The 25,996-nt window shown below is 55.2% G+C and carries 25 protein-coding genes; 13 read left to right on the plus strand and 12 right to left on the minus strand.

The window, feature by feature from the left end; genetic code table 11:
• The first annotated feature begins 1 nt into the window (after window position 1).
• Window positions 2–916 carry an LpxL/LpxP family Kdo(2)-lipid IV(A) lauroyl/palmitoleoyl acyltransferase gene (lpxL, locus tag ACT3TF_RS01280; protein WP_096278495.1) on the plus strand — a complete coding sequence of 305 codons (915 nt, stop codon included), beginning with the start codon at window positions 2–4 and terminating at the stop codon, window positions 914–916.
• Window positions 917–975: 59 nt separating this feature from the next.
• On the opposite strand, the gene speD is transcribed toward lpxL, so the two are convergent.
• The 4 genes from speD to ACT3TF_RS01300 form a co-directional block, all read right to left on the minus strand.
• Complete coding sequence (gene speD / locus ACT3TF_RS01285) at window positions 976–1,770, minus strand: adenosylmethionine decarboxylase (protein WP_096278497.1); 795 nt, start codon at window positions 1,768–1,770, stop codon at window positions 976–978.
• A complete protein-coding gene (locus tag ACT3TF_RS01290; protein ID WP_096278500.1) occupies window positions 1,767–2,195 on the minus strand; it encodes an OsmC family protein in 429 nt (142 codons plus the stop codon). The genes speD and ACT3TF_RS01290 overlap by 4 nt, the downstream gene beginning before the upstream one ends.
• 123 nt (window positions 2,196–2,318) lie before the next feature.
• On the minus strand, window positions 2,319–3,002 hold the full coding sequence (murU, locus tag ACT3TF_RS01295; RefSeq protein ID WP_096282302.1) for an N-acetylmuramate alpha-1-phosphate uridylyltransferase MurU: 684 nt from the start codon (window positions 3,000–3,002) through the stop codon (window positions 2,319–2,321).
• Between the two features lie 35 nt (window positions 3,003–3,037).
• Window positions 3,038–4,045: an aminoglycoside phosphotransferase family protein gene (locus tag ACT3TF_RS01300; protein ID WP_444671406.1), complete on the minus strand. Its 1,008-nt coding sequence runs from the start codon at window positions 4,043–4,045 to the stop codon at window positions 3,038–3,040.
• A 70-nt stretch (window positions 4,046–4,115) separates the two neighbouring features.
• On the opposite strand from ACT3TF_RS01300, the gene ACT3TF_RS01305 reads away from it, so the two are divergent.
• The 5 genes from ACT3TF_RS01305 (at window position 4,116) to apaG (ending at window position 9,959) form a co-directional block, all read left to right on the plus strand.
• On the plus strand, window positions 4,116–6,566 hold the full coding sequence (locus ACT3TF_RS01305) for an LPS-assembly protein LptD (protein WP_444671407.1): 2,451 nt from the start codon (window positions 4,116–4,118) through the stop codon (window positions 6,564–6,566).
• A 38-nt stretch (window positions 6,567–6,604) separates the two neighbouring features.
• Entirely contained in the window at window positions 6,605–7,630 is a 1,026-nt protein-coding gene (locus ACT3TF_RS01310) for a peptidylprolyl isomerase (RefSeq protein WP_096278506.1), read from the plus strand.
• Entirely contained in the window at window positions 7,630–8,691 is a 1,062-nt protein-coding gene (pdxA, locus tag ACT3TF_RS01315; RefSeq protein WP_444671563.1) for a 4-hydroxythreonine-4-phosphate dehydrogenase PdxA, read from the plus strand. The genes ACT3TF_RS01310 and pdxA overlap by 1 nt, the downstream gene beginning before the upstream one ends.
• 66 nt (window positions 8,692–8,757) lie before the next feature.
• Entirely contained in the window at window positions 8,758–9,585 is an 828-nt protein-coding gene (rsmA, locus tag ACT3TF_RS01320; protein WP_444671409.1) for a 16S rRNA (adenine(1518)-N(6)/adenine(1519)-N(6))-dimethyltransferase RsmA, read from the plus strand.
• Complete coding sequence (gene apaG, locus ACT3TF_RS01325) at window positions 9,582–9,959, plus strand: Co2+/Mg2+ efflux protein ApaG (RefSeq protein WP_441684259.1); 378 nt, start codon at window positions 9,582–9,584, stop codon at window positions 9,957–9,959. The genes rsmA and apaG overlap by 4 nt, the downstream gene beginning before the upstream one ends.
• Before the next feature lie 24 nt (window positions 9,960–9,983).
• Here the strand turns inward: apaG and ACT3TF_RS01330 are convergent, their stop codons facing one another.
• Window positions 9,984–11,429 (minus strand): GMC family oxidoreductase, encoded by a 1,446-nt coding sequence (locus ACT3TF_RS01330; RefSeq protein WP_444671410.1) that lies wholly within the window; start codon window positions 11,427–11,429, stop codon window positions 9,984–9,986.
• Window positions 11,429–11,605, minus strand: a complete 177-nt coding sequence (locus ACT3TF_RS01335) for a hypothetical protein (protein WP_176483375.1) — start codon at window positions 11,603–11,605, stop codon at window positions 11,429–11,431. The genes ACT3TF_RS01330 and ACT3TF_RS01335 overlap by 1 nt, the downstream gene beginning before the upstream one ends.
• Before the next feature lie 205 nt (window positions 11,606–11,810).
• Here ACT3TF_RS01335 and ACT3TF_RS01340 point away from each other — a divergent pair, with 205 nt between their 5' ends.
• Both ACT3TF_RS01340 and ACT3TF_RS01345 read left to right on the plus strand, forming a co-directional pair.
• Window positions 11,811–12,659: a symmetrical bis(5'-nucleosyl)-tetraphosphatase gene (locus ACT3TF_RS01340; protein WP_444671411.1), complete on the plus strand. Its 849-nt coding sequence runs from the start codon at window positions 11,811–11,813 to the stop codon at window positions 12,657–12,659.
• The gene (locus tag ACT3TF_RS01345) at window positions 12,659–13,786 is read left to right on the plus strand and encodes a polynucleotide adenylyltransferase (RefSeq protein ID WP_096278516.1); all 1,128 of its coding nucleotides are present in this window, start codon (window positions 12,659–12,661) and stop codon (window positions 13,784–13,786) included. The genes ACT3TF_RS01340 and ACT3TF_RS01345 overlap by 1 nt, the downstream gene beginning before the upstream one ends.
• Here ACT3TF_RS01345 and folK read toward each other — a convergent pair.
• Entirely contained in the window at window positions 13,769–14,290 is a 522-nt protein-coding gene (gene folK, locus ACT3TF_RS01350) for a 2-amino-4-hydroxy-6-hydroxymethyldihydropteridine diphosphokinase (protein ID WP_444671412.1), read from the minus strand. The two genes, ACT3TF_RS01345 and folK, sit on opposite strands and share 18 nt — an antisense overlap.
• Complete coding sequence (gene folB, locus ACT3TF_RS01355) at window positions 14,287–14,667, minus strand: dihydroneopterin aldolase (protein WP_444671413.1); 381 nt, start codon at window positions 14,665–14,667, stop codon at window positions 14,287–14,289. The genes folK and folB overlap by 4 nt, the downstream gene beginning before the upstream one ends.
• 90 nt (window positions 14,668–14,757) lie before the next feature.
• On the opposite strand from folB, the gene plsY reads away from it, so the two are divergent.
• A complete protein-coding gene (gene plsY, locus ACT3TF_RS01360) occupies window positions 14,758–15,330 on the plus strand; it encodes a glycerol-3-phosphate 1-O-acyltransferase PlsY (protein WP_444671414.1) in 573 nt (190 codons plus the stop codon).
• Window positions 15,331–15,332: 2 nt separating this feature from the next.
• Here plsY and tsaD read toward each other — a convergent pair whose 3' ends face one another.
• Entirely contained in the window at window positions 15,333–16,394 is a 1,062-nt protein-coding gene (gene tsaD, locus ACT3TF_RS01365; protein ID WP_444671416.1) for a tRNA (adenosine(37)-N6)-threonylcarbamoyltransferase complex transferase subunit TsaD, read from the minus strand.
• 225 nt (window positions 16,395–16,619) lie between these two features.
• Between tsaD and rpsU the strand changes: the two genes are divergently transcribed.
• The 3 genes from rpsU to rpoD all read left to right on the plus strand — a co-directional run bounded on the left by rpsU (window position 16,620) and on the right by rpoD (window position 21,001).
• A complete protein-coding gene (rpsU, locus tag ACT3TF_RS01370; RefSeq protein WP_096278527.1) occupies window positions 16,620–16,835 on the plus strand; it encodes a 30S ribosomal protein S21 in 216 nt (71 codons plus the stop codon).
• Window positions 16,836–17,070: 235 nt separating this feature from the next.
• Entirely contained in the window at window positions 17,071–18,930 is a 1,860-nt protein-coding gene (gene dnaG / locus ACT3TF_RS01375) for a DNA primase (protein WP_441684255.1), read from the plus strand.
• A gap of 226 nt (window positions 18,931–19,156) precedes the next feature.
• Window positions 19,157–21,001, plus strand: coding sequence for an RNA polymerase sigma factor RpoD (gene rpoD, locus ACT3TF_RS01380; protein ID WP_096278531.1), 1,845 nt, complete (start codon window positions 19,157–19,159; stop codon window positions 20,999–21,001).
• An 87-nt stretch (window positions 21,002–21,088) separates the two neighbouring features.
• On the opposite strand, the gene ACT3TF_RS01385 is transcribed toward rpoD, so the two are convergent.
• On the minus strand, window positions 21,089–22,660 hold the full coding sequence (locus ACT3TF_RS01385; RefSeq protein WP_441684254.1) for an AbgT family transporter: 1,572 nt from the start codon (window positions 22,658–22,660) through the stop codon (window positions 21,089–21,091).
• A gap of 177 nt (window positions 22,661–22,837) precedes the next feature.
• Complete coding sequence (locus ACT3TF_RS01390; RefSeq protein ID WP_444671417.1) at window positions 22,838–23,485, minus strand: hypothetical protein; 648 nt, start codon at window positions 23,483–23,485, stop codon at window positions 22,838–22,840.
• Window positions 23,486–23,666: 181 nt separating this feature from the next.
• On the opposite strand from ACT3TF_RS01390, the gene ACT3TF_RS01395 reads away from it, so the two are divergent.
• Window positions 23,667–25,037 (plus strand): L-serine ammonia-lyase, encoded by a 1,371-nt coding sequence (locus ACT3TF_RS01395; protein ID WP_444671418.1) that lies wholly within the window; start codon window positions 23,667–23,669, stop codon window positions 25,035–25,037.
• Here ACT3TF_RS01395 and ACT3TF_RS01400 read toward each other — a convergent pair.
• Complete coding sequence (locus ACT3TF_RS01400; protein ID WP_444625169.1) at window positions 25,034–25,930, minus strand: LysR family transcriptional regulator; 897 nt, start codon at window positions 25,928–25,930, stop codon at window positions 25,034–25,036. The genes ACT3TF_RS01395 and ACT3TF_RS01400 overlap by 4 nt on opposite strands.
• Window positions 25,931–25,996 lie beyond the last annotated feature (66 nt).

Consider the following 25,996-nt stretch of genomic DNA (forward strand, 5'->3'; position numbering starts at 1 on the left):
TATGTCCCAAACACGTTATCCGCGCTCTTTCGCGCACCCCTATTACTGGCCCACCTGGTTGGCCATTGGCGCTATGTACTTTGTCTCCTGGCTTCCATGGCGGCTAAAAATGGCGATTGGCAAAGCGCTTGGGCTTATCGTATGGCGCGTTGCTAAGCGGCGAAGACATATTACCCGTACCAATATCAAACTGTGTTTTCCTGAAAAAAGTGCTGACGAGCAGCACCAGCTGGTTAAAGACACGTTTATCGCGAACGGTGTGGGTCTGATTGAAACGGCGACCGGCTGGTGTCGCGATGCAGAAGGCTTGCGGCACCGTGTGGCCTATATCGGCCAAGAGAATCTTGCGCGCGCTCAATCTCAAGGGAAAGGGGTGCTGGTCATCGGTATTCATTTCTCGACGCTGGATTTAGGCGGTGCGCTGCACTCGCTATTTTTCCCCGCTGACGTGGTGTATCGCCCGCATAACAATCCGCTTTTTGAGCGGTTTATGACGCGTGCTCGCTCGCGTATTTTTGGCCAGGCGATTGATCGTCATGACCTGCGAGGCGTGGTAAGGCGTATTAGGGCCGGGCACACTGTATGGTATTCGCCGGACCAAGATTTTGGCCGTGATGTCAGCGTATTTGCGCCATTATTTGGGCAGCAGGCATCGACCATTCGTCTTACTGCAAAAATTGCGCGCATGACCGGTGCGCCCGTGGTACCGCTGATGTTTCACCGTAATCCGGATAACCGGACCTACACTATTGAGTGCCTGCCCGCCTTTGATGGTTTTCCAAGCGGCGATGAGCAAGTAGATGCAGCAAGGGTTAATCAGTTTATCGAGCTTGCTATCCGCAAGCATCCGGAGCAGTACCTTTGGTTGCATCGGCGGTTTAAGACGCGCCCTGAGGGCGAGCCCAGCCTTTACTAATCAGCAAGTCACGCGAAAAAAGCCGGCGAAAGCCGGCTTTTGACGTTTGGTCGCCGCGTTTAATCCAGATTGCGGGAGTAAAAGATTTCCAGCATTTCTTTACGCAGGCGGCTCTCAATATCACGCGCTTCTTCAAACGTGATATCACGGCGCGAGGTGCCGAACAGGTAATTGTCCAGCTCAAAGTCTTTGAGCAGCATTTTGGTATGGAACATATTTTCTTGATACACATTAACGTCCATCATCTGATACGCATGCTTCGTGTCTTCAGCAAGGTAGTCTTGAATGGAAGTAATCGCATGATCAATAAACAATTTTTTGCCATCTACGTCGCGCGTAAAGCCACGTACACGGTAGTCCATAGTAACAATATCTGAATCAAAGCTATGGATTAGGTAGTTAAGCGCCTTTAGCGGGCTGATATGGCCACAGGTGGAAACATCGATATCTAGGCGAAAGGTGCTGATGCCGTTATCAGGATGCGACTCAGGGTAGCTGTGAACCGTGACGTGGCTCTTGTCCAGATGGCCGACCACTGTTTCTGGCAGCGGGCCAGGGCCGGGCTTGATCTGATCCGGAGCGGCTTCGTCTAGCTCATGCTCGGCAATCAGAATCGTCACGCTAGCGCCGTGAGGCTCATAGTCTTGGCGGGCAATATTCAGCACGTGAGCGCCGATAATATTGGTGACATCCTTGAGAATCTGCGTCAAACGTTCAGCGTTATAGAGCTCATCGATATAGTCGATGTAGGCTTCTCGCTGCTCTTCAGTTTTGGCATAGCAGATGTCATAAATGTTGAAGCTCAGCGAACTGGTCAGGTTGTTAAACCCGTGGAGTCGGAGACTGTCGGTCATGCCCGAACCTCCTCAATAATCTCAAAAGAGTGAGTGATGTCGACGCCGCCATTGCTCAACATGATCGACGCGCTGCAGTATTTTTCAGCGGAGAGCCCAACAGCACGCTCAACTTGTTTCTCTTTCAGGCCGCGCCCGGTCACCACAAAATGCACGTGGATCTTGGTAAATACGGCGGGCACGTCATCAGCGCGTTCAGCGTCAAGTTCCGCTACGCAGTCAGTGACATCAGCACGTGCCTTATCAAGAATATTAAGCACATCAAAGGCAGTGCAACTGCCCATGCCCATTAGCAACATTTCCATGGGGCGAGGGCCGGTGTCGCGGCCGCCGTGATCCGGCGGGCCGTCGATCACAACGCTATGGCCACTGCCGGATTCCGCCACAAATTGTCGCCCGTCGGTCCATTTTACCCGTGCTTTCACGTGGCTCTCCTCATCTAGGCGCGAAAGGTAAGTCGCGCAGCATAACATTTCTTGGCCTGCGCGCCTCTCTTCACCGTTTCTCTGAATTATTGCCTTCGCGATAGCCGTTTAACGATAGTCGCTTCACGACGTTGGGATATGGCGGCTAGCAGCGTGTAATTGATTTTCCAGCGCTGCAAGTCGCTCCGGTGTTCCTACATCGACCCAATGGCCTGTGTAATGCTCACCGCTCACGCGCCCGCCATTGATAGCGTCTTTAAGCAGCGGGGCTAAAGCAAAGGCGCCCGGTACGTGCCCGGCCAGCAGCGCTGGATGAATCACGCTAATGCCGGCGAAGGTTAAGCGCGGGTGGCTGGTTTGATTGACGCGCCCGGCCAAAATCCCAAAATCCCCATCAATGTGATGAGTAGGATTGTCCACGAGCACTAGGTGCGCCAAGTCGTTGCCCTTTAGCGCTTGCGGGCGAGGAAGTGCTTCACACCATACGTCGCCATTGACCAGCAGAAAAGGCGCCTCGCCAAGCAGCGGCAGGGCCTGCTGGATACCGCCACCGGTTTCTAAGGGCGACGTTTCGCGGCTCCAATGAATGCGCAGTCCATAAGAGTCACCGTCGCCCAGTGCCGCAATGATTTGCTCGGCACGATAGCTCACATTGATAACAACGTCTTGAATGCCAGCGCTACGAAGACGCTCAAGATGATAAGCAATCAGCGGTTTGCCTGCGATCGGCAGCAGCGGCTTGGGGCAGTGATCGGTCAGTGGGCGCATGCGCTTACCGAGCCCTGCGGCTAAAATCATTGCTTTCATGCGGCTATTTTCATCTGTATTTGCATCCATTGCTATTAATGAGCTTCCGCTAGCCGCTGAATAATCGCAGGGCGCAGGGTGGTATTTACCCAGTGAGCAAAGGCCGCCTGCTCCGGCAGAGCTAAAAGGCTATCTTCAAGATGATCCAAAAAGTGAGGTAGGCGCTCAAGGTAGCCACTTTTTTGATCGCGTAGCGTTAACCGGCAAAAAATGCCCAGTACTTTCAGTGAGCGCTGGGCAGCCATCGCGTGGCACTGGGTCAAAAACAAGGCCGAGTCTACGCTGCTTGAAAGCCTGCCGTCGCGACGCGCTTGGTGATAAAATTCATCTACGAAGCTTGCAAACTGCTCGCCCGTGAAGCGGCAATAGCGTCCTCTAAGGAGAGAAATAAGATCGTAGCTGAGCGGGCCAGCCACAGCGTCCTGAAAATCGATCATATAAAGACGCTGCTGGTGTACCATCAGGTTCATCGCGTCAAAGTCACGGTGTACGCTTACCACTGGCTGCGCCAGAGCATGCTGTATAAGCTGCTCACGAACTGCCTGCCAGCTTTCTGGCGGTGGTATCGCTAGCCAGGTGCTGAGACACCATTGCGGAAACAAATCGAGCTCGCGGGCGAGTAGCGCCGTATCATAGGCGGGTAATAACGCTGAGTTAGCGCGATTTTGCAGCTTGGCGATGAGCATCAGGGCCTGCGAATGGTAAGCCTGTGTAGTCGCATCGTCGGTAAACAAGTCTTGTAGCGGCGTGTTGCCCAAGTCGTCTAGCAGCAGAAAGCCCTCGGCTAGATTAGCCGCGTGTACTTGGGGCACCGGCAGCCCGGCGCTGTGCCAGCGCTTAGCAATGCTGACAAAAGACTGCGAGTCTTCTTGCTCAGGAGGGGCATCCATAAGCACTTGGGTGCTGCCGTCGGGTAGCGTTAGGCGAAAATAGCGCCTAAAACTCGCATCTCCTACGGCAGAGGAGAGAGAAATATCGGCCTTAGAAAGGCCGTTTTGTTGGGCAGCCCACGTGGTGAGGGCGTTAATCCGATATGAGGACATGCAAGCTCCTTGCTGGTCGGGCATCATGCGGGCTGTATAATACCGATTCTGGATGCCAAGGATAACGAACATGGGCAAGCGATTTTCGCGCACGTTGCCGGTTGCGCATACGTTAGTGGGCAGTTTGCTCGCTGGCGCCTCGTTTACGGCGGTGGCTCAAGGTCAAACCATGCCCGCTGAAGCGCTGGATTGGCAAGCCTGGGGAGACGCTGAAGCGTCTACCCAGCTTTGCCGTGGGCGTTACGTGATGCCAAATTACCGCTTGCCAGCCGACGATAACCCCGAAGCACTGTCTCTTGAAGCCAGTGATGTCGATTACGCTGCCAACGGCGAATCGCTGCTGCGCGGTGACGTGGTTTTACGGCGCGGTAATGAAGAACTACAGGCCGAGCAAATCTTTTTGCCTGCCGACCGTCAACAGGTCGATGCTGAGGGCAATATTGCGCTGCGCGACGGGCAAGCCCTGATACGCGGCGAAAAGGCCATGTTAAGGCTAAATGAAGATCGGGCGACGCTGAATAACAGCCAATATGTGCTCTATGATCAGCACTTACGTGGAGAAGCTAGCCAGCTGGAGCAGACGGGCGAGGGGCTGTATCGCTTGCAAGACGCAAGCTTTACGACCTGCGACCCGGGTGAAAATAGCTGGCAACTGGTGAGTAGCAATATTGTTCTTGATCAAGCCCAAGGCTTTGGCACCGCGCGCAATGCGCGTTTAGAAGTTAAAGATATTCCTATCTTTTATTGGCCCTGGCTGCGCTTTCCTATCGATGACCGCCGTCATACCGGGCTGCTGTCGCCCTCCATTGGTTTTTCAGCGGACGGTTTTGACTACGCTCAGCCATTTTATTGGAACATTGCACCTAATCATGATGCCACCATCACGCCGCGCTGGATGACCGATCGCGGACTGCTGATGAATGGCGAATATCGCTACCTGTTTTCTGAAAGCGCAGGCACCGTGGAAGGCGGCTACTTAAACAGTGATAACGGCGGCTCGGGTGGTGACGCTAACCGCTTTGAAGGTGATGACCGCTGGTATATTGATGCGCGTCATGCTGGGCGGGTTAACGAACGTAGTAATTATCAGTTACGCTACGGTGCGGCCAGCGACGGGCGCTATTTTGATGACTTTGGCGGTGAGTTTGGTAACAGTGATCGCGTGAGCATGGAGCGATTAGCCCAGGTAGATTACCGCGGCCAGCGCTGGCAGTTAGACGCTCGTGCACAAGGGTTTCAGCGCTTGGAAGACCCGCTTAGCGATAGTGACAAGCCGTTTTATCGGTTGCCTAGCTTAAGCGCTAACGCTGATTGGCAGTTTAACAGCGGGCTGTATACGGAATGGCGCTCTAACGCGACGTATTTCTGGCGTGATGTAGATGAGCGTCGCGTGCCCGAACGCGAAGCGGCAATTGGTAGCCGACTGCATCTAACCCCAGCAGTAGGCTGGCGGTTTGAGCAGCCGTGGGGCTATGTCGAGCCGCGTACAGAGTTTTGGAACACGGCCTACGAGTTGGACTACGGCGAGCGCGAAACGGATCGTGGTACAACGCCTACGCGCAGCATCGCGCTGACGTCTATCGACAGCGGGCTGGTTTTTGAACGTGAGCTTGCCCTCGGTGGACGAGAGTATCGTCAAACGCTAGAGCCACGGCTCAACTATGCCTATGTGCCGCGTACCGATCAGGCCGAACTGCCAGACTTTGATAGTCGTGAGCGTGCATTCTCTTGGGATCAACTGTGGTCAGCGAAGCGCTTTTCCGGCGCCGACCGCGTAGGCGACTTGAATCGGCTGTCTTATGGGGTTCAGTCGCGGCTGCTGGAAGATGCCTCCGGGCGTGACCGGCTCTCGTTTGGCATAGGGCAAAGCGCTTATTTTGATGAGCGCCGTATCGACAGCGACGGCGATCCCAATTCGCTGCCGGATCGGCCTGAAGATAATCCCAACGTTAACCCTGAAAGCCGCTATCAGGCCACGCGGGATCGCTCGCCGGTGGTCTCTCGGCTAGATTGGCAAATCAATGATCGCTGGAGCAGTGGCTATGAATGGCTCTACGATGATCATCGTGAACGTACCGAACGCTCAAGTGTGGATGTGCGTTATCGCCATCCTGAAGGGCACGTAGTGAACCTTGGCTACCGTTGGGAGATCGAAGGGTTCGACCCCGGCGTTTTGCCTGATGATGACGGCTTTCGCGACTACAGTCGTGAAGAGTGGGATTTGTCGTTTGCCTGGAAAGCCAGCCCTAGCATTGATTTGATTGGCAGCTACCTGCACGATCAGACCAATAATCGCCCGCTTGAGCAATTGGCAGGCGTCCAGTGGAATAATTGCTGCTATGGCCTTCAGGTCGTCTGGCGCGAATGGATAGACGACGATGACACCGCCCGCATTGACGACGATTTTAAAGATCGCGGCTTGTTTTTACGCTTCGTATTCCGTGGTTTAGGCGGCGTTGGACAGGACGCAGATAGCTATTTTGAACAGACCATTCCTGGCTACCGTCCGACTGCACTATAACGACATCCATCGATTGGCTAATGAAAGAGACGTTTGTTATGAAAATGAAAAAGCCCCTGCTAGGCCGTATGAAACAGCTCTCTGCCGGCAGCGTACTGGCGCTGTGTGTGGGTGCAGGCGTTGCGCTCGCTCCGCTTACAGTGAATGCGCAAAATTTCCAGTCTACTCAGCGGCAAGCGTTAGATAGCGTGGTCGCGGTGGTAAATAATGACGTCATTATGCGCAGCAATTTAAATGGACGGATGGCACAAGTTGAGCAGCAGGCTCAGGCTCGCGGTGGCAATCTTCCTCCGCGTTCTCAGTTAGAGAGGCAGGTGCTCGAGCGCATGGTGATGGAAGAAATTCAGATGCAGATGGCGGAAGATGCCAATCTCAGCATTAACGATACCGAGCTAAATGCGCAGGTACGTTCGATTGCTGAATCTAACGACATGACGCTAGATGAGTTTGCCGATGCGGTAGAGGCCGATGGCATCACATTAGCTAGCGTGCGCGATGAGGTGCGCCGTGAAATGCTTATGCGCCAAGTGCAGCAGCGTCAAATCAGCAATCGCGTAACGGTAAGTGATCGCGACGTTGACCGCTTCTTAAGCCAGCAGCCTAGCCAGCCGGGCAGCCAGAACTTTATTGAGGAAAGTCGTGCCCGCCATGTGCTGGTTGCACTGACCCCAACGCGCGATGAAAACCAGGCGCGTGCACGGGCTGAAGACGTTCGCGAGCGCTTATCAGGCGGTGCTGATTTTGCTTCATTAGCGCGCGAATATAGTGACGACAGCGGCAGCGCGCTTAATGGCGGTGAGCTTGGCTGGGTTCGCCCCGGTCAGACTGTACCCGCGTTTGAAGAAGCCATGCGCGGTCTTGATATTAATCAAGTATCTGCGCCTGTGCGCTCGCAGTTTGGTTATCACGTGATCCAGGTTGAGGAGCGCCGCCGTCAGGACGTTACCCAAGAAAGCCAGCGTGAGCAGGTGCGCCAAGCGATTTTCCAACGCCGTGCTAATGAAGAGCTGGAAACGTGGCAGCAGGAAATTCGCTCTCAGGCCTTTGTCGATATTCGCCTCTGATGCCTGCTAGTGCATTGACGAAAGCTAGCGCTGCGCCGGTGGTCATCACCACCGGCGAACCGGCGGGCATTGGTCCCGAGCTAACGCTAATGCTGGCGGCGCAGGGCCTGCTGCCCGCCAATGTTGTGGCCATTGGCGACCCGGAGATGCTGCGCCAGCGTGCCGCCTCGCTGGGGTTGGACATCCCGATTGTTGAATGTTCGCCCGGTGAATGCCCGTTGGGCAATCATCGCTTGCCCGTTTGGCCGGTGGCGCTTAGCGCGCCTGTAACGCCTGGCGTGCTCAACCCTGCCAATGCTGACTACGTGTTAGCCACCTTGGCGCTTGCAGTCGATGCCTGCCAGCAAGGCCAGGCGTCGGCAATGGTAACGGCGCCGCTGCACAAAGGCGTGATCATTGAAGGCGGGCACGTTGGTTTTACCGGCCATACCGAATGGCTGCGCGATGCCTGCGGTGTTGATGAGGTAGTCATGATGCTCGCTACTGACGCGGCGCTGCATGCAACGTCGCCAAGCTGGCAGGGCAGTGGTGATCTACGCGTTGCGTTAGTGACCACGCATTTGCCTTTACGCAACGTTGCCGATGCCATCACCTATGAGCGAGTTATTCGCATTAGCCATTTGCTCGCGGCGGATTTGCAGCGTCAGTTTAACATTGCTAAACCGCGTATCGCGGTGTGTGGCTTAAATCCCCATGCCGGTGAGGATGGGCACTTAGGGCGCGAAGAGCTCGATATTATTATTCCAGCGCTTGATGCGCTGCGCGCAGAGGGAATGGATATTCACGGCCCGCTGCCTGCCGATACGCTATTTACGCCTAGGCATTTGGCGGGTGTTGACGCCGTGCTGGCGATGTATCATGACCAAGGGTTGGCCGTGCTCAAATACGCAGGCTTTGGCCAAGCTGCCAACATTACCCTGGGTTTGCCGCTAGTGCGCACCTCTGTTGATCATGGCACTGCGTTAGGGTTGGCAGGCAAAGGCTTGGCAGACCCCAGTAGCTTAAAGGTGGCGATTACGCTGGCGCGCCGTTTAGCCGCGCAGCGCGGTGGGGCCAGATAGTTAAGATCGTGCCTCGGCTGCTACCCATACTCCTGATTGAAACTGCTTTCCAAGGAACACCGCTTGATGTCTCATGTGCCCCAGCACCGCGCTCGTAAACGCTTTGGTCAAAATTTTTTACGTGATCTTGGTATTATTTCGCGGATTGTACGCGCCGTTGGCCCTCGCTCAACGGACCGTTTAGTTGAAATTGGCCCAGGGCAGGGTGCGCTGACCGAACCGCTGCTTGAAGCCGCCGGGCACCTGGAGGTCATTGAGCTTGACCGTGATCTAATTCCCGGTTTGCGCGTACAGTTTTTTAACTATCCCGATTTTGTTATCCATGAAGGCGATGCGCTCAAGTTTGATTTTGCTGCGCTAAAAGGCGATGGGCCTGCGCTGCGGGTAGTGGGTAATCTCCCTTACAATATTTCCACACCGTTGATTGTGCACTTGCTAGCGGCTGGCGATGCTATTGCCGATATGCACTTTATGCTACAAAAAGAGGTGGTTGAGCGTTTAGCGGCAGAGCCAGGCGGCACCGATTGGGGGCGCCTTTCGGTTATGGCGCAATACTATTGCCACGTTGAACAGCTATTTATTGTTCCGCCTGAAGCATTTGTTCCGCAGCCTAAGGTTGATTCGGCGATTGTGCGCTTAACGCCTCACGAGGCGCTTCCTCACACCGCCGATGATCCGGCGCTATTATTTGAGTTGGTCAAGCTTGCTTTCGGCCAGCGGCGCAAAACGCTGCGCAATAACTTCAAAGGGCGCGTCAGCCCCGCGACACTGGAAGATCTTGGTATTGATCCGGTGCGCCGGCCGCAGACCTTAACGGTGGCCGAGTACGCTGCCATTGCCAATCGTGTGGCTGCGGATGAGCACGCGAGCGGCGACCAGGGCAGCGAAGGGTGAGTGGTCTAGCGATTGAGGTGGGCGTTGATCCGAGCTACCGCGCCGATGAGTCTAATGATGGGGAGCTGCGCTACGTCTTTAGTTATACCGTCACGGTACATAACCAAAGCCCTCACAGCGTTCAGCTTATGGCGCGCTACTGGAAGATTACTCAGGGCGGCGGAGACTGCCAAGAAGTGCGCGGCAAAGGCGTAGTTGGCCAGCAGCCGTTAATAGGTCCTGGGCAGAGTTTTCGCTATACCAGTCGCGCTATTCTGCAAACCCCGGTAGGGGTGATGGAAGGTGCTTACACATTGTTAGACACCTCCACACAGCGAGTCTTTGAAGTGCCTATTACACCTTTTAGGCTGGCAGCTCCCCTTCAGCTGCATTAATCGTGGCTCGCTGCTGCGAGCGCTTTAGGCGCTCGTCAATCGGCTGTCTAGATGATCGCAAAGGCGGAGTGCCAGTTGAACCAGCGTCAGCGTAGGGTTGGCGTGCCCGACACTGGCAAACACGCTGGACCCCGCGACATAGACGTTATCCTGAGCAAACAGGCGGCAATCAGGGTTGACGATGCCTTGCTCTGCATCCAGGCTCATGCGCGTGCCGCCCATGTGGTGGCGCCCGGCGAGCTCTCCGTCTGAGGGGAGTTGTACTGGCGTCTCTGCTAGCCAATCTGCCAATTGCAGCCGGCCGAGATCATTCTCTCGCAGATATTCCCCCAGCATCAGCATACTTTCGCGAATCGTGTGGCGATCAAGGTCAGACTGCTGCCATACCAACCGGCTGCGCGGTACGCCCAGGCTATCAACATCATCACTCAGCTCAATATGATTGTCATAGCGAGGCTCTTGTTCCCAGGCGGCTCTTAACACTGCGCCGTGCATCACGCGCCCTTGAGCTTGCCAGGTATGTAGTCGCCCAGCTAGCGTCGGTGCTTGCTCAGCAAGCTCATCCACTAATGTTTGAGTGGCCTCAGTGTTCATGCGGTGCAAGCGCAGCCCGCAGTTTAGTATCTGGCGTGAGGCGATGGCCTGTGCATCCGGAGAAAGAAACACATTGTACTCGTCTTCCAAGCCCAGAGCCGCAGGCTCGAACATGAGTGCCTTGCCCACCGTGGCATGCGGGTGCTCCATCCAGTAGCGGCCTAGCGTAGCATCTTGAGGGATTAGCTGACCGTTTGCCTGTTGATTGCACCACAGCAGTAGGCGAGAATTTTCTATGCCACCGCAGGCCATTACAAAGTAGCGCGCCCGCACTTGGCGAGAGTCGCCGGCGTAGTTTTTAAACGTTGCGCTAGTGACTGCGCCGTCAAGCGTTTCCAGCGCTACCAAGTTGGCCGTTAGGCAGCACTGAAGAGTGGCTGATTCGCTAAGCGTGGCGGCATATTTTTCTTTTAGGCGCGTTGGATTGCCGAGCGAAAAGTAGATGCGTTTAAATCCTGACCCAGCGATGGGCTGGTCGGCAGGCAGCGGTGCTAAATCCAGTATGCTGGCAGCGGTGCTGTAATAAGGCGAGATTGCGTCGCGCGCAATTGGCCAAGCTGTCTCGCTGGAAGCCGACTTAGCGGTAAAATCGTAGCGATCAAGCGGGCGACAAACGCCGCCCCAGTGGTTGGTTGACCCGCCTAAATAGCGTAAGCGCGCGCCATAAAGAGGAATATAAGCGTCGCCGACCGTTTCGCCTCGATAGCTGTCCTGGGAGCGCTCGCTGTAGTCGGCATCGCCACCCTCGCAGAGCAGAACGCGGTGCCCGCGTTCTGCCAGCGTGACTGCCATTGCAATGCCCGCTGCGCCAGCGCCAATAATGCACACGTCGATTGCGTCACCGTGCTCGCTAATGTCCTCAAAATCAATATACATTAGCGATCACTGTCATTAAGAAGCCAGCCTTTCACCATCATCGGCGTGGGGCGCGCAGACGTTTTAGCGGCAGCGTTGGCGGCAGGCAGTAGTGTGGTGCCGGGTAGCAGTGCCGCACCAATGCCAGCCAAAGTGGCAGCGCGTAGTAGTCCGCGGCGAGTATAGTCCAGGGTCATTTGAGTATCGTTTTCCTTAACGGTCGCTGCGTGTAATGACGATAAGTTTACTATGGCTATATAGTGGCGCAGGTGCCGCTTTTTCACCAGTTCATTTGATCAATGCTTAGCCAAAAGAGTGAGCGAGCGTCGCATGCAAGCAGCAGGTGAGATGGTAGTATTTAGGGTAGTATTTAGCCCACTTATTTCATAAAAGGCCTCCCGCATGAGCACCTATGCGATCGGCGATTTACACGGCTGCCACGTTGAATTCGTGACGCTACTAGAACGCATCAGCTTTAATCCCGCGCGCGATACACTTTGGTTAGTGGGTGATTTGATTAATCGTGGCCCCGGATCACTAGAATGCTTGCGCGAAGTACGGGCGCTGGGCAATGCCGCGCGAAGCGTATTGGGTAATCACGACTTTCATTTGTTAGTGCTAGCTCGCGGTGGCGGTAAGCTTAAAAAAAACGACACCTTTAGCCAATTGCTGGACGCCCCTGATCGCGAGGCGCTGTTGGACTGGCTGCAAAGCCTGCCGCTTAGCGTTTGTGAAAACAATACGCTGATGACGCACGCCGGCGTGCTGCCCCAATGGAGCGTGGCACAAACCGAGTTGCGAGGGCTAGAGGTCCAGGCCGTGCTAGCGAGTGAAGCATCTGGCCAGTTCTTGGCGGCGCTATTTGGCAATCAGCCGGATACGTGGCAAGACGACATCGATGGCATCGATCGACTTCGTTTGATTGTTAATGTGTTAACAAGAATGCGCTTTATCGATGCTCAGGGGCGCTTGGACTTCGCCGCTAAAGAAGGGCTAGACAGCGCTCCGCCAGGGTTTTTACCCTGGTTTCAGTACCCGAGAGACGATGATGCGCAGCTACTTTTTGGCCACTGGGCAGCGCTAGAAGGTAAAACGCCACAGGCGAAAATTTCCGTTGAGGCGCTTGATACCGGTTGCGTATGGGGAGGACGCTTGACCGCGCTTAATCTAGACAGCGGCGAGCGAACTAGCGTGGCATGCGCCGCAGCCCTCGCATGCTCAGACCGTGCACAGAGCAAGCCGAGGTGGTGATGAAAGAGCAGCATGCCGACCCGCGCTTGGCGGGCCTAAACGTATATCGCGTCGGTGGCGCGGTGCGTGATGCACTGCTGGGTTGGCCGGTGGTTGATAATGACTGGGTGGTTGTCGGTGCAACGCCCGATGACATGCGCAAACGCGGTTTTAAGCCGGTGGGGCGAGACTTTCCAGTGTTCTTACACCCGGAGAGCGCTGAGGAGTACGCCCTGGCGCGCACCGAGCGTAAGTCTGGTCATGGCTATGCTGGCTTTGAAGTGCATGCAAGCCCCGATGTTACGCTGGAAGAAGATCTATTGCGGCGCGATTTAACCATTAATGCCATCGCGCAAAGTCGCCAAGGTGAATTGACCGATCCGTTTAATGGTCAGGGCGATATTGAGCAACGGCTACTGCGGCATGTTTCGCCAGCGTTTAGCGAAGACCCGCTGAGAGTGCTGCGCACGGCGCGCTTTTTGGCCCGCTATTGCTTGCTTGGCTTCACTATTGCTCGCGATACGCTGGCGCTGATGCGTCAAGTGAGCCTAAGTGGCGAGCTTGAGCACCTTGCCGCTGAGCGCGTATGGGTGGAAACCGAAAAAGCGCTGGGTGAGCCAAGCCCTGATATTTATTTCACAGCGCTTGAGCGCTGTGCGGCGCTAGCTGTTTGGTGGCCCGAGCTATCCGGCCAAGCGTTAGAGAAGGGCCTTGCGGCACTGGCTCATACTCCCGCAGGGAGTGCATTAGCCGTGGCCCACTGGCGCTATGCCCAGCTGGTGTCGCCCCTTAGCGTTAATGATCGTGAGGCTCTGGCCGTACGGCTAAAGCTGCCTAACGCGGTGGCCCAGCTGGCCCGCCATACGGCGCTTACCCATGGAATGCTTGGCGATAGATTGGATGGCCCGGGCGTGCTGCACTGGCTGGAGCGCTTGGACGCCTGGCGCAAGCCTTCTCAGGTTGAAGAACAGCTGGCGCTGGTTGCTTTGCTAGCGCCAGAGCACCAGGCGCAGCTTGAGCGCGCTTGGCAAGCTGCTTGCAAGGTAAGCCCGCAGTCGCTCATCGCCCAAGGCTATCAGGGGGCGGCGCTTGGTGGCGCCTTGCGAGAGCACCGCGGCCAGGCTGTGTCGCTAGCCATCACTGCGTGATATGACCCGGCCTCGCCAGGTGAAGTTGATCGGCCACAGGCGCTGCTCACCTAGCTCAAAGGCTTTCCATAGCGCTGCATAAGGGGTGCCGCAGAGAGGGTGGCATTCATTCGGAATTAGCTCAGCAAGCGGCTGCAAAACAAAGGCGCTATTGGTGATCTCGCTTCGTGGGAGCGATACGCTATCGACAATGCCGCAGGCGTCACCAACGGTCAGCAGATCAATATCGAGCGTTCGAGGGCTCAGTTTAACGGTGCTAGGCAGGCGGCCATGCTCAGTTTCAAGCTGTTTGCCCCACGCCTGCAATTTGCCTGGTGTCCAGTCGCTGTAAAAGGCCACTACCGCGTTATAGAAATGGCGGCTGTCGGCAAAGCCGACCGGCTCACTCTCAAATACACGTGAGATGGTAAGTGGGCCGAAGGTGTCAGTCAGTGCATCAAGGCAGCCGCGAATATGCCGAGTTGGGCTAATGTTGCTGCCTAAGCTGACGGTCACCAAGTTCATGCGCGTGGCTCCTGCGTTACCTCTGGCAGGCTGCCGCGAGTAATTTCCAAGCCGACGCTGGCGGCGTTGGGAACGGCGCCGGGTTTACGTACCCTTAAACGTAGCCAGGTGATCGAAAACTCCGTTTGCAGGCACTCTGACAAGCGTTCGGCGAACGTTTCGACCAAGGCGAACTGATGCGCATCGGCAAACTGCTGAATACGCTGGCAGATAGCCGCGTAATCTAGCGTGAGCTGCAGATCATCGGTGGCGGCTGCCGCGCGAATATCGGTCGCCAGCGTCAGGTCTAGGCTCAGCGTTTGCTGAATAGAGCGCTCCCAGTCGTAGGCGCCAATGACGGTATCGACAGTTAACGCTTCAATTAAAATGCGGTCCATCTCACGATCCCCTGCTGCAACAAGCGAGCGATTGTACGTTAGGATGGGGTTTAACGACAGCGAGCCAGGCCACAAAGCGAGCACAGAGCGATGGGGTGGATTGTGGTGGGCTACTTAAGCGGCAGTTGGTTGGCAGCGCTAAGCGTTTGCCGCTGGGCGGGCGTGGGCGATCCCCGCCGACACGGCTCGTTTAACCCTGGATTCTCCAACGTACTGCGTCTGTACGGCCCCCGCTTAGCAACCGCTACATTGTTGCTGGATGCCCTGAAAAGCATGCCGGCGGTGCTGGGCGCGAAGCTGATGAGCTGCCCGGTGTGGCTGCAAGGATTAGTCGGGCTGGCGGTGCTGCTGGGCCACAGCTTTCCATTATGGCATGGTTTTCGCGGCGGAAAGGCCGTGGCGAGTGCGTTTGGCGTGCTGCTGGTATTGGTGCCCAGCGTTGCGTTATTGAGCGCCGTGCTGTGGTCATTATTAGCATGGCGGCTAAGAGCAGCCGCGCTGGCGTCACTCATAAGCGCGCTCATTGTGCCGCTCGCCTGCGGCTGGCTGGCGCCTGACTATGTGATGGTAGTGGGCGGTTTTAGCCTACTGGTGCTGGCCCGTCATGGCCTTAATATTCGACGCCTGAGGCGGGGCGAAGAGCCGCCTTTACGCGGCTCCTAACGCTATGGCTGACTAGCGGATGTCGTCGGTGGTGTCAGCTTATCCAGTGGCCAGCGGGGGGTTGCTTGCATCATTCCTTGGATATCATGCTCGCCTGCCGCCAGCCGCTGAGCACCGACGTAGGCAATCATGGCGCCATTGTCAGTACAGAATCGTCCACGTGGATAGTAGGCGCGCGCCTGGCGTTTTTCACACTCGGCTTGAAGCCGTTCACGCAGCCGCTGATTAGCACTCACACCGCCCGCCACTACTAGGCGCTTAAGGCCCGTTTGATCCAGCGCGCGGCGGCATTTAATGACCAGCGTATCAACAACGGCTTCTTCAAAGGCCCGGGCTACGTCGGCGCGCGCTTGATCATCGAGCTCGCTGGCGTCGTTTAACTGGCGAATGGCCGTCATGGTATGCGTTTTTAAGCCTGAAAAACTGAAGTCTAGCCCTGGGCGATCCGTCATTGGGCGCGGAAAGCGAAAGCGTTTGGGATTGCCCTTTTCCGCTAACTTGGCTACCTCGGGACCGCCAGGGTAGGTGAGGCCAAGCATTTTGGCCGCTTTGTCAAAGGCTTCACCGGCCGCATCATCTACTGACTCGCCAAGCAGTTGATAGCAACCTAGCCTCTGCACTTCGACCAGCTGGGTATGGCCGCCAGATACCAAGAGAGCGACGAATGGAAACTCGGGCGGGTGCTCCTCCAGCATCGGTGCCAGCAGGTGCCCCTCCATATGATGCACGCCAAGCACCGGAATATTTAAGGCGCGCGCCATGCCGTGAGCCGTGCTGGCACCGACCATCAGTGCGCCGACAAGGCCCGGGCCTGCGGTATAGGTGATACCGTCCAAATCATTGCGCGTCAGTTTGGCATCGCTCAGCACTTGCTCAATCAGCGGCAGCAGTTTGCGCGTGTGGTCTCTCGACGCGAGTTCGGGCACGACGCCACCAAACTCAGCGTGCATGGCAATCTGGCTATACAGCGCATCGGCGAGCAGCCCCTGGCCACCTGTTTTCGACGTGTCATATAGTGCGACGCCAGTTTCGTCGCAGGACGTTTCAATGCCCAGTACGCGCATAAAAAGGGACTCTTTGTCGGTATGAAGGTAAAAAATGATGAGAGCGCTAGTTTAGCATTGTCGCTGCGGACGGGCGTAAGCATTTGCAAAGATAGCCAGCGGCGACTAGACTACTGTGCGCTGTAAAACTGGGTCGTGCACTGTGTTCTTGATCGCGATGTAAATCGCTATTTTCGCTGTGTACGTACTATCCGAACTCAAAATTTTAAGGTAGGTGAGTGCTTAATGCCTTCTGTAAAAGTACGTGATAACGAGCCGTTTGACGTCGCCCTGCGTCGCTTCAAGCGTTCTTGCGAAAAAGCTGGCGTTCTTTCTGAAGTACGTCGTCGCGAGCAATATGAGAAGCCGACTGCTGAGCGTAAACGTAAAGCGGCAGCTGCCGTGAAGCGTCACGCTAAGAAAGTCCAGCGTGAAACTAAGCGTTTCGAACGGCTCTATTGATCCGTACCCGAGGGGGCCGGAGCAGTTAGCTGGTCGTCTCAAGAGGGATGCCAAGCGGCCGCCACTAGGTGGCCGTTTGTTTTTCGGCATATTTAATGCCGTTCAAGTCCAACGCTGTTTAAGGTGATCTGGCAGTGGGTCTGATGACCCTAAGCAGTGTCTTAAAAGCTCTGTCTGAAATGCTCTGTCTCTAATGTCAGCGAATCAGCGCGATGCGCGAGGATGCCCGTAGTTCATGGCAGGCCAAATTCCACAGCGTTTTATTGATGACCTGTTAGGCCGCGTCGATGTGGTCGAGGTGGTCGGTGAGCGTGTGCAGCTTAAAAAGGCCGGCCGTAACTATTCTGGGCTCTGTCCCTTCCATCAAGAGAAAACGCCATCCTTCACGGTCAGTGCGGATAAGCAGTTTTATCACTGCTTTGGCTGCGGAGCCAATGGTAATGCACTACGCTTCTTGATGGAGTACGACAAGTTACCGTTTCCCGAGGCCATAGAGCAGCTAGCGGGGCGTTTGGGTATTGAGGTGCCCCGCGAGGGGGCTGATGATCCGCATGCTCAGCAGCGTGAAAAAAAGCGTAAAGAGGGTGTTAACCTGCTTGAACTCGCCGCGAGTTTTTATCGCGAGCGATTGAAAATGCAGGAAGGTAAGTCGGCCCAGCGTTACTTGTTGGATCGTGGGCTCTCGGACGATGTAATCAAGACTTATGGTATTGGCTATGCCCCGGCGGGATGGGAGGCGCTCAAGCAGCACCTCAGCGAGCGTGGAATTGGTGAGCCTGTTCAGGTGGAATACGGCCTGCTGATTCATCGTGAAGATACTGGGCGTACCTACGATCGTTTCCGCGACCGGGTGATGTTCCCGATTAGGGATTTGCGCGGGCGAACCATTGCTTTCGGCGGCAGGGTCATGGGCGATGATCAGCCCAAGTACCTCAACTCGCCTGAAACGCCGGTGTTCCATAAAGGCCGCGAGCTGTACGGTTTGTTTGAGGCGCGTCAGGCATCGAACAAGCTCGAGCAGTTGGTGATCGTCGAGGGCTACATGGACGTGGTGGCGCTGGCGCAGTACGACATCCATAACGCCGTGGCAACGTTGGGCACTGCTACCACCGAAGATCATTTGACTCGCCTGTTTCGGCTGGTGAGCCGCGTGGTGTTTTGTTTCGATGGTGATCGCGCCGGCCGCCAGGCAGCTAGCCGGGCGTTGGAAACGGCGCTGCCGCAAATGCTCGATGGCCGTGAAGCGCGCTTTTTGTTTTTGCCAGAAGGTGATGACCCGGACTCGTTAGTACGTCGCGAAGGCACGCAGGCATTCCAAGATCGCGTGACCTGTGCCATGCCGCTGTCGGAGTTTTTGTTCGAACAGGCGGCTCAGGGGCGTGACTTAAATACGGTCGAAGGGCGCGAGCGATTTGCCAGTCAAGTGCTGGAAGCATTGAACAAAGTGCCCGAAGGGATGCTCAAATCGTTACTGCTTGAGTCGTTGGCCCAGCGCAGCGGGTTGGCCCAAGAGCAGCTGAAAGTGTTGCTCGAAAAGCGCGCTCAAGCGGCCCAGCAGCATGCGTTGCAGAAAGCACCGCCTGTTGATCCGTCGGAAGCCGAATCAGTGTCATCAGCTGTGCCGAATGTTTCACATGCTGCGCCTGATCGATCATCGCGCTCACGCTCTCAGGCGCTTTCGCCCGTGGGGCGTGTGGTGCAGCTGTTGCTGCACGAGCCTAGTTTGGTAGGCGCGTTACCGGATCATTTGGATTGGCTGCCTGACGATGATGATGCACCGCTATGCCAAGAGCTGATTACGCTGCTCAAGGCGGGGCGCTATCGCAGTCCGCAGGTGGTATTGGCACATTTTCAGGGTAGTCAGCAGGGGCAGGCGTTGGCTGCCTTCGCTAAGCGAGATTTGTTAATCGCAAAAGCGGATCGAGAGGCCGAGCTGAATGGCTTGGTAGAGCACTTGCAGTACGTTCATCGCCAGCGTTCTCCGCAGGAGGAGTACGAGGCGTTGCTGGCGCAGGAGCGCGCCGGGCAAAAGCTAGATAAGGAGCAGCGCCAGCGTTTGGCAAGCTTGATAATGGAGCTTGCGCAGCGCCAATAAGGCGGTGTTTTAAGCGATAGGGGTTGAATTCTTACCGTTTCAGCACCAGATATGAGGTCAGCCACTTAGCGCTGGCCTAACCAAACAACCTAACACACCTGAATGGTTGCGCAAATACGTTTTGCTGGAAAAAAACCGGCTATTTACGCTATACTACGTCGCTTGTTGAGTTTAATCGATTCAGCGCTCCAGGTGTTTCATTCTTCTTCGTCGAGATAGGGTTTCTATGGCTGGAAATGCGCAGCAGCAGACACGTCTGAAGGAGTTGATCGCACGCGGCAAGGAACAGGGTTACCTGACCTATGCCGAGGTCAACGACCATCTACCCGAGGATATTGCCGACCCGGATCAAGTGGAAGAAATCATTGGCATGATCAACGACATGGGTATAAGTGTCGCTGAAGAAGCGCCTGATGAAGACACCTTGATGATGTCGGATCATTCCGCAGACGAGTCCGCTGCGGAAGAAGCCGTAGCCGCGCTCGCCGCGGTGGATAGCGACGTGGGCCGCACCACTGACCCAGTGCGCATGTATATGCGCGAGATGGGTACGGTTGAGCTTTTGACCCGCGAGGGCGAAATTGCAATCGCCAAGCGGATCGAAGAGGGTACCCGTGAAGTGATGTCGTCCCTGGCATATTTGCCGGGTGCCGTCGCCTCTATTCTGAATGCCTACGATGCTACCCAGGATGAAGAAGCGCCTGGGCGACTTTCGGACCTGTTTTCTGGCTTCATCGACCCTGATGAAGGTATTCCTGGCGTTGCCGAAGCCGAAGTGCCTGAGCCTGAGCCCGAGCCCGAAATTGAAGAGGGTGCCGAAGGCGAGGATGAGGACGACGATTCTACGGCCAGCGAAGGCGGTCCGGACCCTGAAGAAGCGCGTGCGCGTTTTGAGCAGATCCGTGAGCAGAATGCCCTCGTTGAAGCCGCTTTTACTAAGCATGGCCGCGGTAGCGCCGAGCTGAAATCAGAGCAGACGCGTTTGGCAGTACTGTTTTCACCGATCAAGCTGGTACCTAAGCACTTTGAGCGCCTAGTGGGCCAAGTGCGTATCAGCGTTGAGCAGGTGCGCGCCCAAGAAAAAGCGGTGATGCAGCTGTGTGTGAAAAAAGCCAAGGTGCCGCGTAAAACGTTCATTAAGTCGTTTCCTGGTAACGAGTCGCGTAAGGCGTGGCTAGATGACTTTCAGGCAGCGCAGAGCAAGTACGCTGATCGCCTTGAGCCGCTGCGCGCCGATATCGCACGTGCTCAGCGCAAAATCGCCTTTGAAGAGGACATGGTGCAACTTTCCGTTGCCGACCTTAAAGAGGTGAACCGCAAGCTCTCTATTGGTGAGGCAAAAGCTCGTCGCGCTAAGAAAGAGATGGTTGAGGCCAACCTGCGCTTGGTGATCTCGATTGCTAAGAAGTATACCAACCGTGGTTTGCAGTTCTTGGATTTGATCCAAGAAGGCAATATCGGCTTGATGAAAGCGGTCGATAAGTTCGAATATCGCCGCGGTTATAAGTTCTCGACCTACGCCACGTGGTGGATTCGTCAGGCGATTACTCGTTCAATTGCCGACCAGGCACGCACTATTCGTATTCCGGTGCATATGATTGAAACGATTAACAAGCTTAATCGCGTGTCGCGTCAGATGCTGCAGGAAATGGGCCGTGAACCGACGCCGGAAGAGCTTGGCGAACGCTTAGAAATGCCGGAAGAGAAGGTGCGCAAGGTCCTGAAAATCGCTAAAGAGCCGATCTCCATGGAGACGCCGATTGGTGACGATGATGACTCGCATCTGGGCGACTTTATCGAAGACGGCACTATGCTGCTGCCTATCGATATGGCGACCGGTGAAGGCTTGATCGAAGCGACCCGCAACGTGCTAGGTGGCTTGACCGCCCGCGAAGCAAAAGTGCTGCGCATGCGTTTTGGTATTGATATGAATACCGATCATACGCTTGAAGAGGTTGGCAAACAGTTTGATGTAACGCGTGAGCGAATTCGTCAGATTGAGGCCAAGGCGCTGCGCAAGCTGCGCCATCCTAGCCGCTCTGAGCCGCTGCGTTCATTCCTCGATGAGTGAAGGTCAATAAGCGCTAAGTAGCTGTTAAGATAAAAAAGCCCGGCGTTCAATGAACGCTGGGCTTTTTGCGTTCTATCGTCTAAGCGCTTACAGCGTGTAATAGGTGGCTGAGCCGGGGCCAACGGGCAGGCCTAACAAGAACACCCAGACAAAGAACAGCAGACTCCAGCCAATCAGCATAAAGAGCGTATAGGGCAGCATGATGGCGATCAGTGTTCCGATACCTAAGTCTTTACGATAGCGTGCCGCAATCGCCATGATTAATCCGAAATAGCTCATCATGGGCGTAATCAGATTGGTGACTGAGTCGCCGATCCGATAGGCGGCTTGAATGACTTCTGGCGCGTAGCCCATCAGCATTAGCATGGGTACAAAAATCGGTGCCGTTACGGCCCACTGAGCAGATGCGCTACCAAGCGATAGGTTGATAATCGCGCACATCACAATGAACAAGGCAAATAAGCCCGGCCCGCTTAAGCCCAGCGATTCTAATAGGCCTGCTCCCGCGACGGCAGTGACGGTGCCAAAATTACTCCAGTTGAATAGCGCCACAAACTGAGCGGCAAAAAACACCAGGACAATATACAGACCTAGGCTGCTCATGCTCTTAGCCATGGCGTTTACGATATCGCGATCATTATGCATAGTGCCGGCAAGCCGGCCATATACGAAGCCGAGTACGGTGAATAAAACCGCCACAATAACCACAATGCCGCGTAAAAAAGGCGAGCCGCTGACAAGGCCTGTTTCCGGATCGCGTAGAATCCCGTTCTCAGGGGCTATAGTGGCAATGAGCAGCGCAACAATCACCAGCATCGCCAGGCCAGTCCCTTTCAAGGCTCGTTTTTCAGTGCTGGATAGCCCTTCCATACGCTGCTGGTTGATGTCATCTTCAGCGTAAGCAGGATCAAATTTGCCTAGTTTGGGCTCCACAATGTACTCGGTCACCAGCCCACCAATGATGGTGACAAAGAAGGTGCTGACGAACATAAAGAACCAGTTAGCCTCGGCGCCGACCATATAGCTCGGATCTAACAAATGCGCGGCTTCTTGCGTAATCCCAGATAGCAACGGATCAACCGTGCCGATGAGCAGGTTGGCACTATAGCCTCCGGACACGCCGCAGAATGCCGCTGCTAAGCCAGCCAGTGGGTGGCGTCCCAACGAGTGGAAAATCATGGCGGCCAGCGGGATTAGAACCACGTAGCCAAGCTCTGCGGCGGTGTTGGACATGATGCCTGCAAAGACCACCGCGTAGGTAACAAGGCGCGGTGAGCGGTTAAGCACTAGGGCGCGCATGCTGGCGGAAAGTAGCCCCGAGTGTTCGGCCACGCCAACGCCCAGCATGGCCACGAGTACCGTGCCCAGTGGGGCAAACCCGGTAAAGTTAGTTACCATCTCGGTGATTAGACGGCGCAAGCCTTCGGCATTCAGCAATGAGTTGACGGTAATCCATTCACCCGCGTTGGCGGGCCTCGGGTCGGCCACAGAGACGCCCAGCGCCGCGGCAATTCCGCTAGCCACTACGACCAATACGCACAGTATCGCAAAGAGCGTGACAGGGTGAGGCAGCAGGTTACCTAGCCACTCGATGCTATCTAAAAAACGCGTAAAAAAGCTTCGTTGCAGGTTGTTTCTATCATTTTCGGTTTTATTCATAAGGTTTATATCGTCAATGTGGGTTTTTTTAGTAAAGACGTGCCGAAATAGCCTAGCGAGCGACACTACGTTGAAGCGCCGCGGCTCGCAAATGGCTTTTTGCATGACGAGATTTGAAAAATGAAACGCCGCCTTGGAAAGCCCAAGGCGGCGTTTAGAAGCCTAGGAAGGAAACTGTTAGTTGGACACGTGGCGCGCTGTATAAATGCGGCGAGCAAGCAGTAGTAGCTCAAGCGTGGCAAATAAAATTAAGCTGTAACCTAGCAGCTCCACTACCTCTTCTGCTATGTCTTTGATGTCACGAAGGTAATTATCTTCGAGTACGGCGCGCCAAAAAATTTGCCGCCCATAGAGGCGTGAAAAAACGTAGGTGGTGAGTAACCCAGCGGCAAACAGCCCGAAGGAAAACGTGTTGCTGTAGTAAATGAACTCTTCCATAAAGCGGCGGCGTTGAATGACCACCCACGCAATAGAAGGTATGGCGATGAGCGATACCACAACTTTCCACGCATCTTGTCCAACGTATTCATCAAAAAAATAATCTTGCTCGCGCACCAGCGAAGCCGCAATAAATGCGAATAAAAGCAGTGTCACCGTTGGCCATACTTTTAACACCTGGCGTATGTAAAGCAGCATCAGGCAGCAGGTCGCCAAAATGATCGTTTGCGTAAACTCGGTGAATCCCAGCTCGGTAAAACGCACCGACGGCAGATAGATCGCCTCTAGATAAGAGCCTTGAGCGATGGCGCCAATAAACAACACATAAAGGATCGCACGTAGCAGGGTCGTACGAAAATCGATGGGCAAAGCGGGAAGGGAAGACATACGACATCCTTATCTAGAAGAAGCGCCTTTGCAAAACAAACATGCATAGTTGAATGTTCATTATATCGTCACACTTATTTGCTTGCACGTCGGTATTGCGGTTAATCACTCGACGTTTGGTGGTTTGCCCTGCACAGTACCTTACAGGTAAGCAATAACACCCTTGCGAGGCGTATCAGCTATGGCTATCAGTGTATTTGATCTTTTCCGAATTGGTATTGGTCCTTCAAGCTCACATACCGTAGGCCCTATGCGTGCAGCGCGAGATTTTGCCTTAGCACTGAGTGAACAAACCGTCGTGACTCGGCTCGTTGTTAGGCTGCACGGATCGCTGGCTGCTACCGGAATAGGCCATGGTACAGATCGCGCCGTTATTATGGGACTGATGGGCGAAGTGCCTGAAAGCATTGATCCTGACAGCATTGATGTGCGGCTTAATGCTATCGATGAAGGTGCGCTTCTGATACTTGCCAACGGGCAGCAGATCGCTTTCTCGCGCGCCGATGATGTGCAGTGGGATGAGGCCTGCCTGCCATTTCATCCTAACGCCATGATCTTAAGCGCTTACTGCGATGACGCGCTGGTAGCGACTAATACGTTTTATTCCCTAGGCGGCGGCTTTTATGTCGATCAGGCGAAAGCGGATCAAGGTGAGGTCGGTGAAGATAGTACGGTGCTGACTTATCCCTTTAATACAGCCGCTGAGTTGCTTAGCCTGTGTCATCAGCATCAACTGCGCATCAGCCAGCTAATGCTCGCGAACGAAAAAGCCTGGCGTAGCGAAGCTGCTATTCGTGAGGAGCTGCTCAGTATTTGGCACGCCATGAGTGACAGCATTGAGAATGGCTTACGCGCGACAGGACATTTGCCGGGTGGCCTAAATGTGCGCCGGCGCGCGCAGCTACTGCATCAGCAGTTGCTGCATCCGCCTGAAAACCAGCGCCTGATTGTATCGAGCTTTACGGTGATGGATTGGGTCAACGTCTTTGCGCTGGCGGTGAACGAAGAGAATGCCGCCGGGCGGCGTATGGTCACCGCGCCCACCAACGGTGCGGCAGGCATTGTGCCCGCTGTGTTGGCGTACTATTTGAAATTTGAGCCTGAGGCCAGCGAGGCTGACGTAGTGGACTTCCTGCTCACTGCCGGCGCCGTAGGTATTTTGTGCAAAAAGAACGCCTCTATTTCTGGTGCTGAGGTTGGCTGCCAAGGCGAAGTAGGCTCAGCCTGCGCAATGGCCGCTGCCGGGCTTGCTGAAGTGCTGGGTGGCTCCCCTGGGCAGGTGGAAAATGCCGCAGAGATCGGCTTGGAGCATAATCTTGGCTTAACCTGCGACCCGGTGGGTGGGTTGGTGCAAGTGCCCTGCATTGAGCGCAATGCGATAGCGTCCGTCAAGGCGATCAACGCTGCGCGTATGGCGATGCACGGCGATGGTGAGCACTTTATATCGCTCGATAAAGTGATCCGCACGATGCGCGATACGGGCCGTGATATGCAGGACAAATATAAAGAAACGTCTAAAGGTGGGCTCGCGGTTAACGCGATTGAGTGTTAAATAGCTGCATGGCGTTGCAGCGTAGTGTCGATATTGGCCACCAGATAATCAACCATTTGGCGGATCTTCGGCGATAGGTGACGATGGCGGGGATACACCGCCCATACCGCGGTATCGTGGTGTTGAAAAGGCTCAAGCACCGCTATCAGTTCGCCGCTGGCAAGGTAAGGTGCAACGTAATAGTCGGGTAGCTGGGCAAGCCCCAGTCCCTTGCGGGCAGCATCAAGTAGGGCGGGGCCGGAGTTGCCTGTCCAGCAGCCTTCTATGCGCACTTCGCGGCGCTGGCCGTTCATATCAAATAGCCAGTTAGGCCGCGAGCCAATCAGACAGCGGTGCTGACTTAGCTCCCCCAGTGTGTGAGGGCGAGGTGCTTGGCGAAAATATCCCTTAGAGCCGACGATATATTCGCGCCGGTCGCACAGGCGCCTAGCGATCAAGCTAGAGTCCTTTAATACCCCCATCCGAATCGCAATATCGTACCCCTCATCAATTAGCTCGACCGGGCGGTTAGTAAAGTGCATGTGAATGTCGAGCTGTGGATGTAGGCGTTGAAAATCATTGACGAGTGGGGCGATAAAGCGCTCGCCGAAGGTAGTGGCTGAGGTGAGTTTAAGTAGCCCGTTAGGCGTGGCCTGGAGTTCGCTAATCGCTTGCTCGGCATCGCGTAGCCCATCAAACAGATGACGACAGTGGTCAACGTAGATAGCCCCCGCATCGGTCAAGCGAATTTGCCGCGTGGTGCGATACAGTAGCTGTACGCCCAGCTGGTTTTCTAGCTGGCTGACTAAACGGCTGATGTGTGAGGTCGACACGTTTAGATACCGAGCAGCGGCAGAAAATGTGCCCAATCGCACTACTTCCACAAATGCTTCGATGCGATTCCAGTGCTGCATGCTATTTCCTTGCCGTAACGACGATTGTTGCTGTGTGGCAATAATCTTATGAGTATATCCCGGTTT

The organism is Halomonas sp. AOP25-F1-15, assembly GCF_052378675.1.
GTDB classification, from domain to species: Bacteria; Pseudomonadota; Gammaproteobacteria; order Pseudomonadales; family Halomonadaceae; genus Vreelandella; species Vreelandella casei.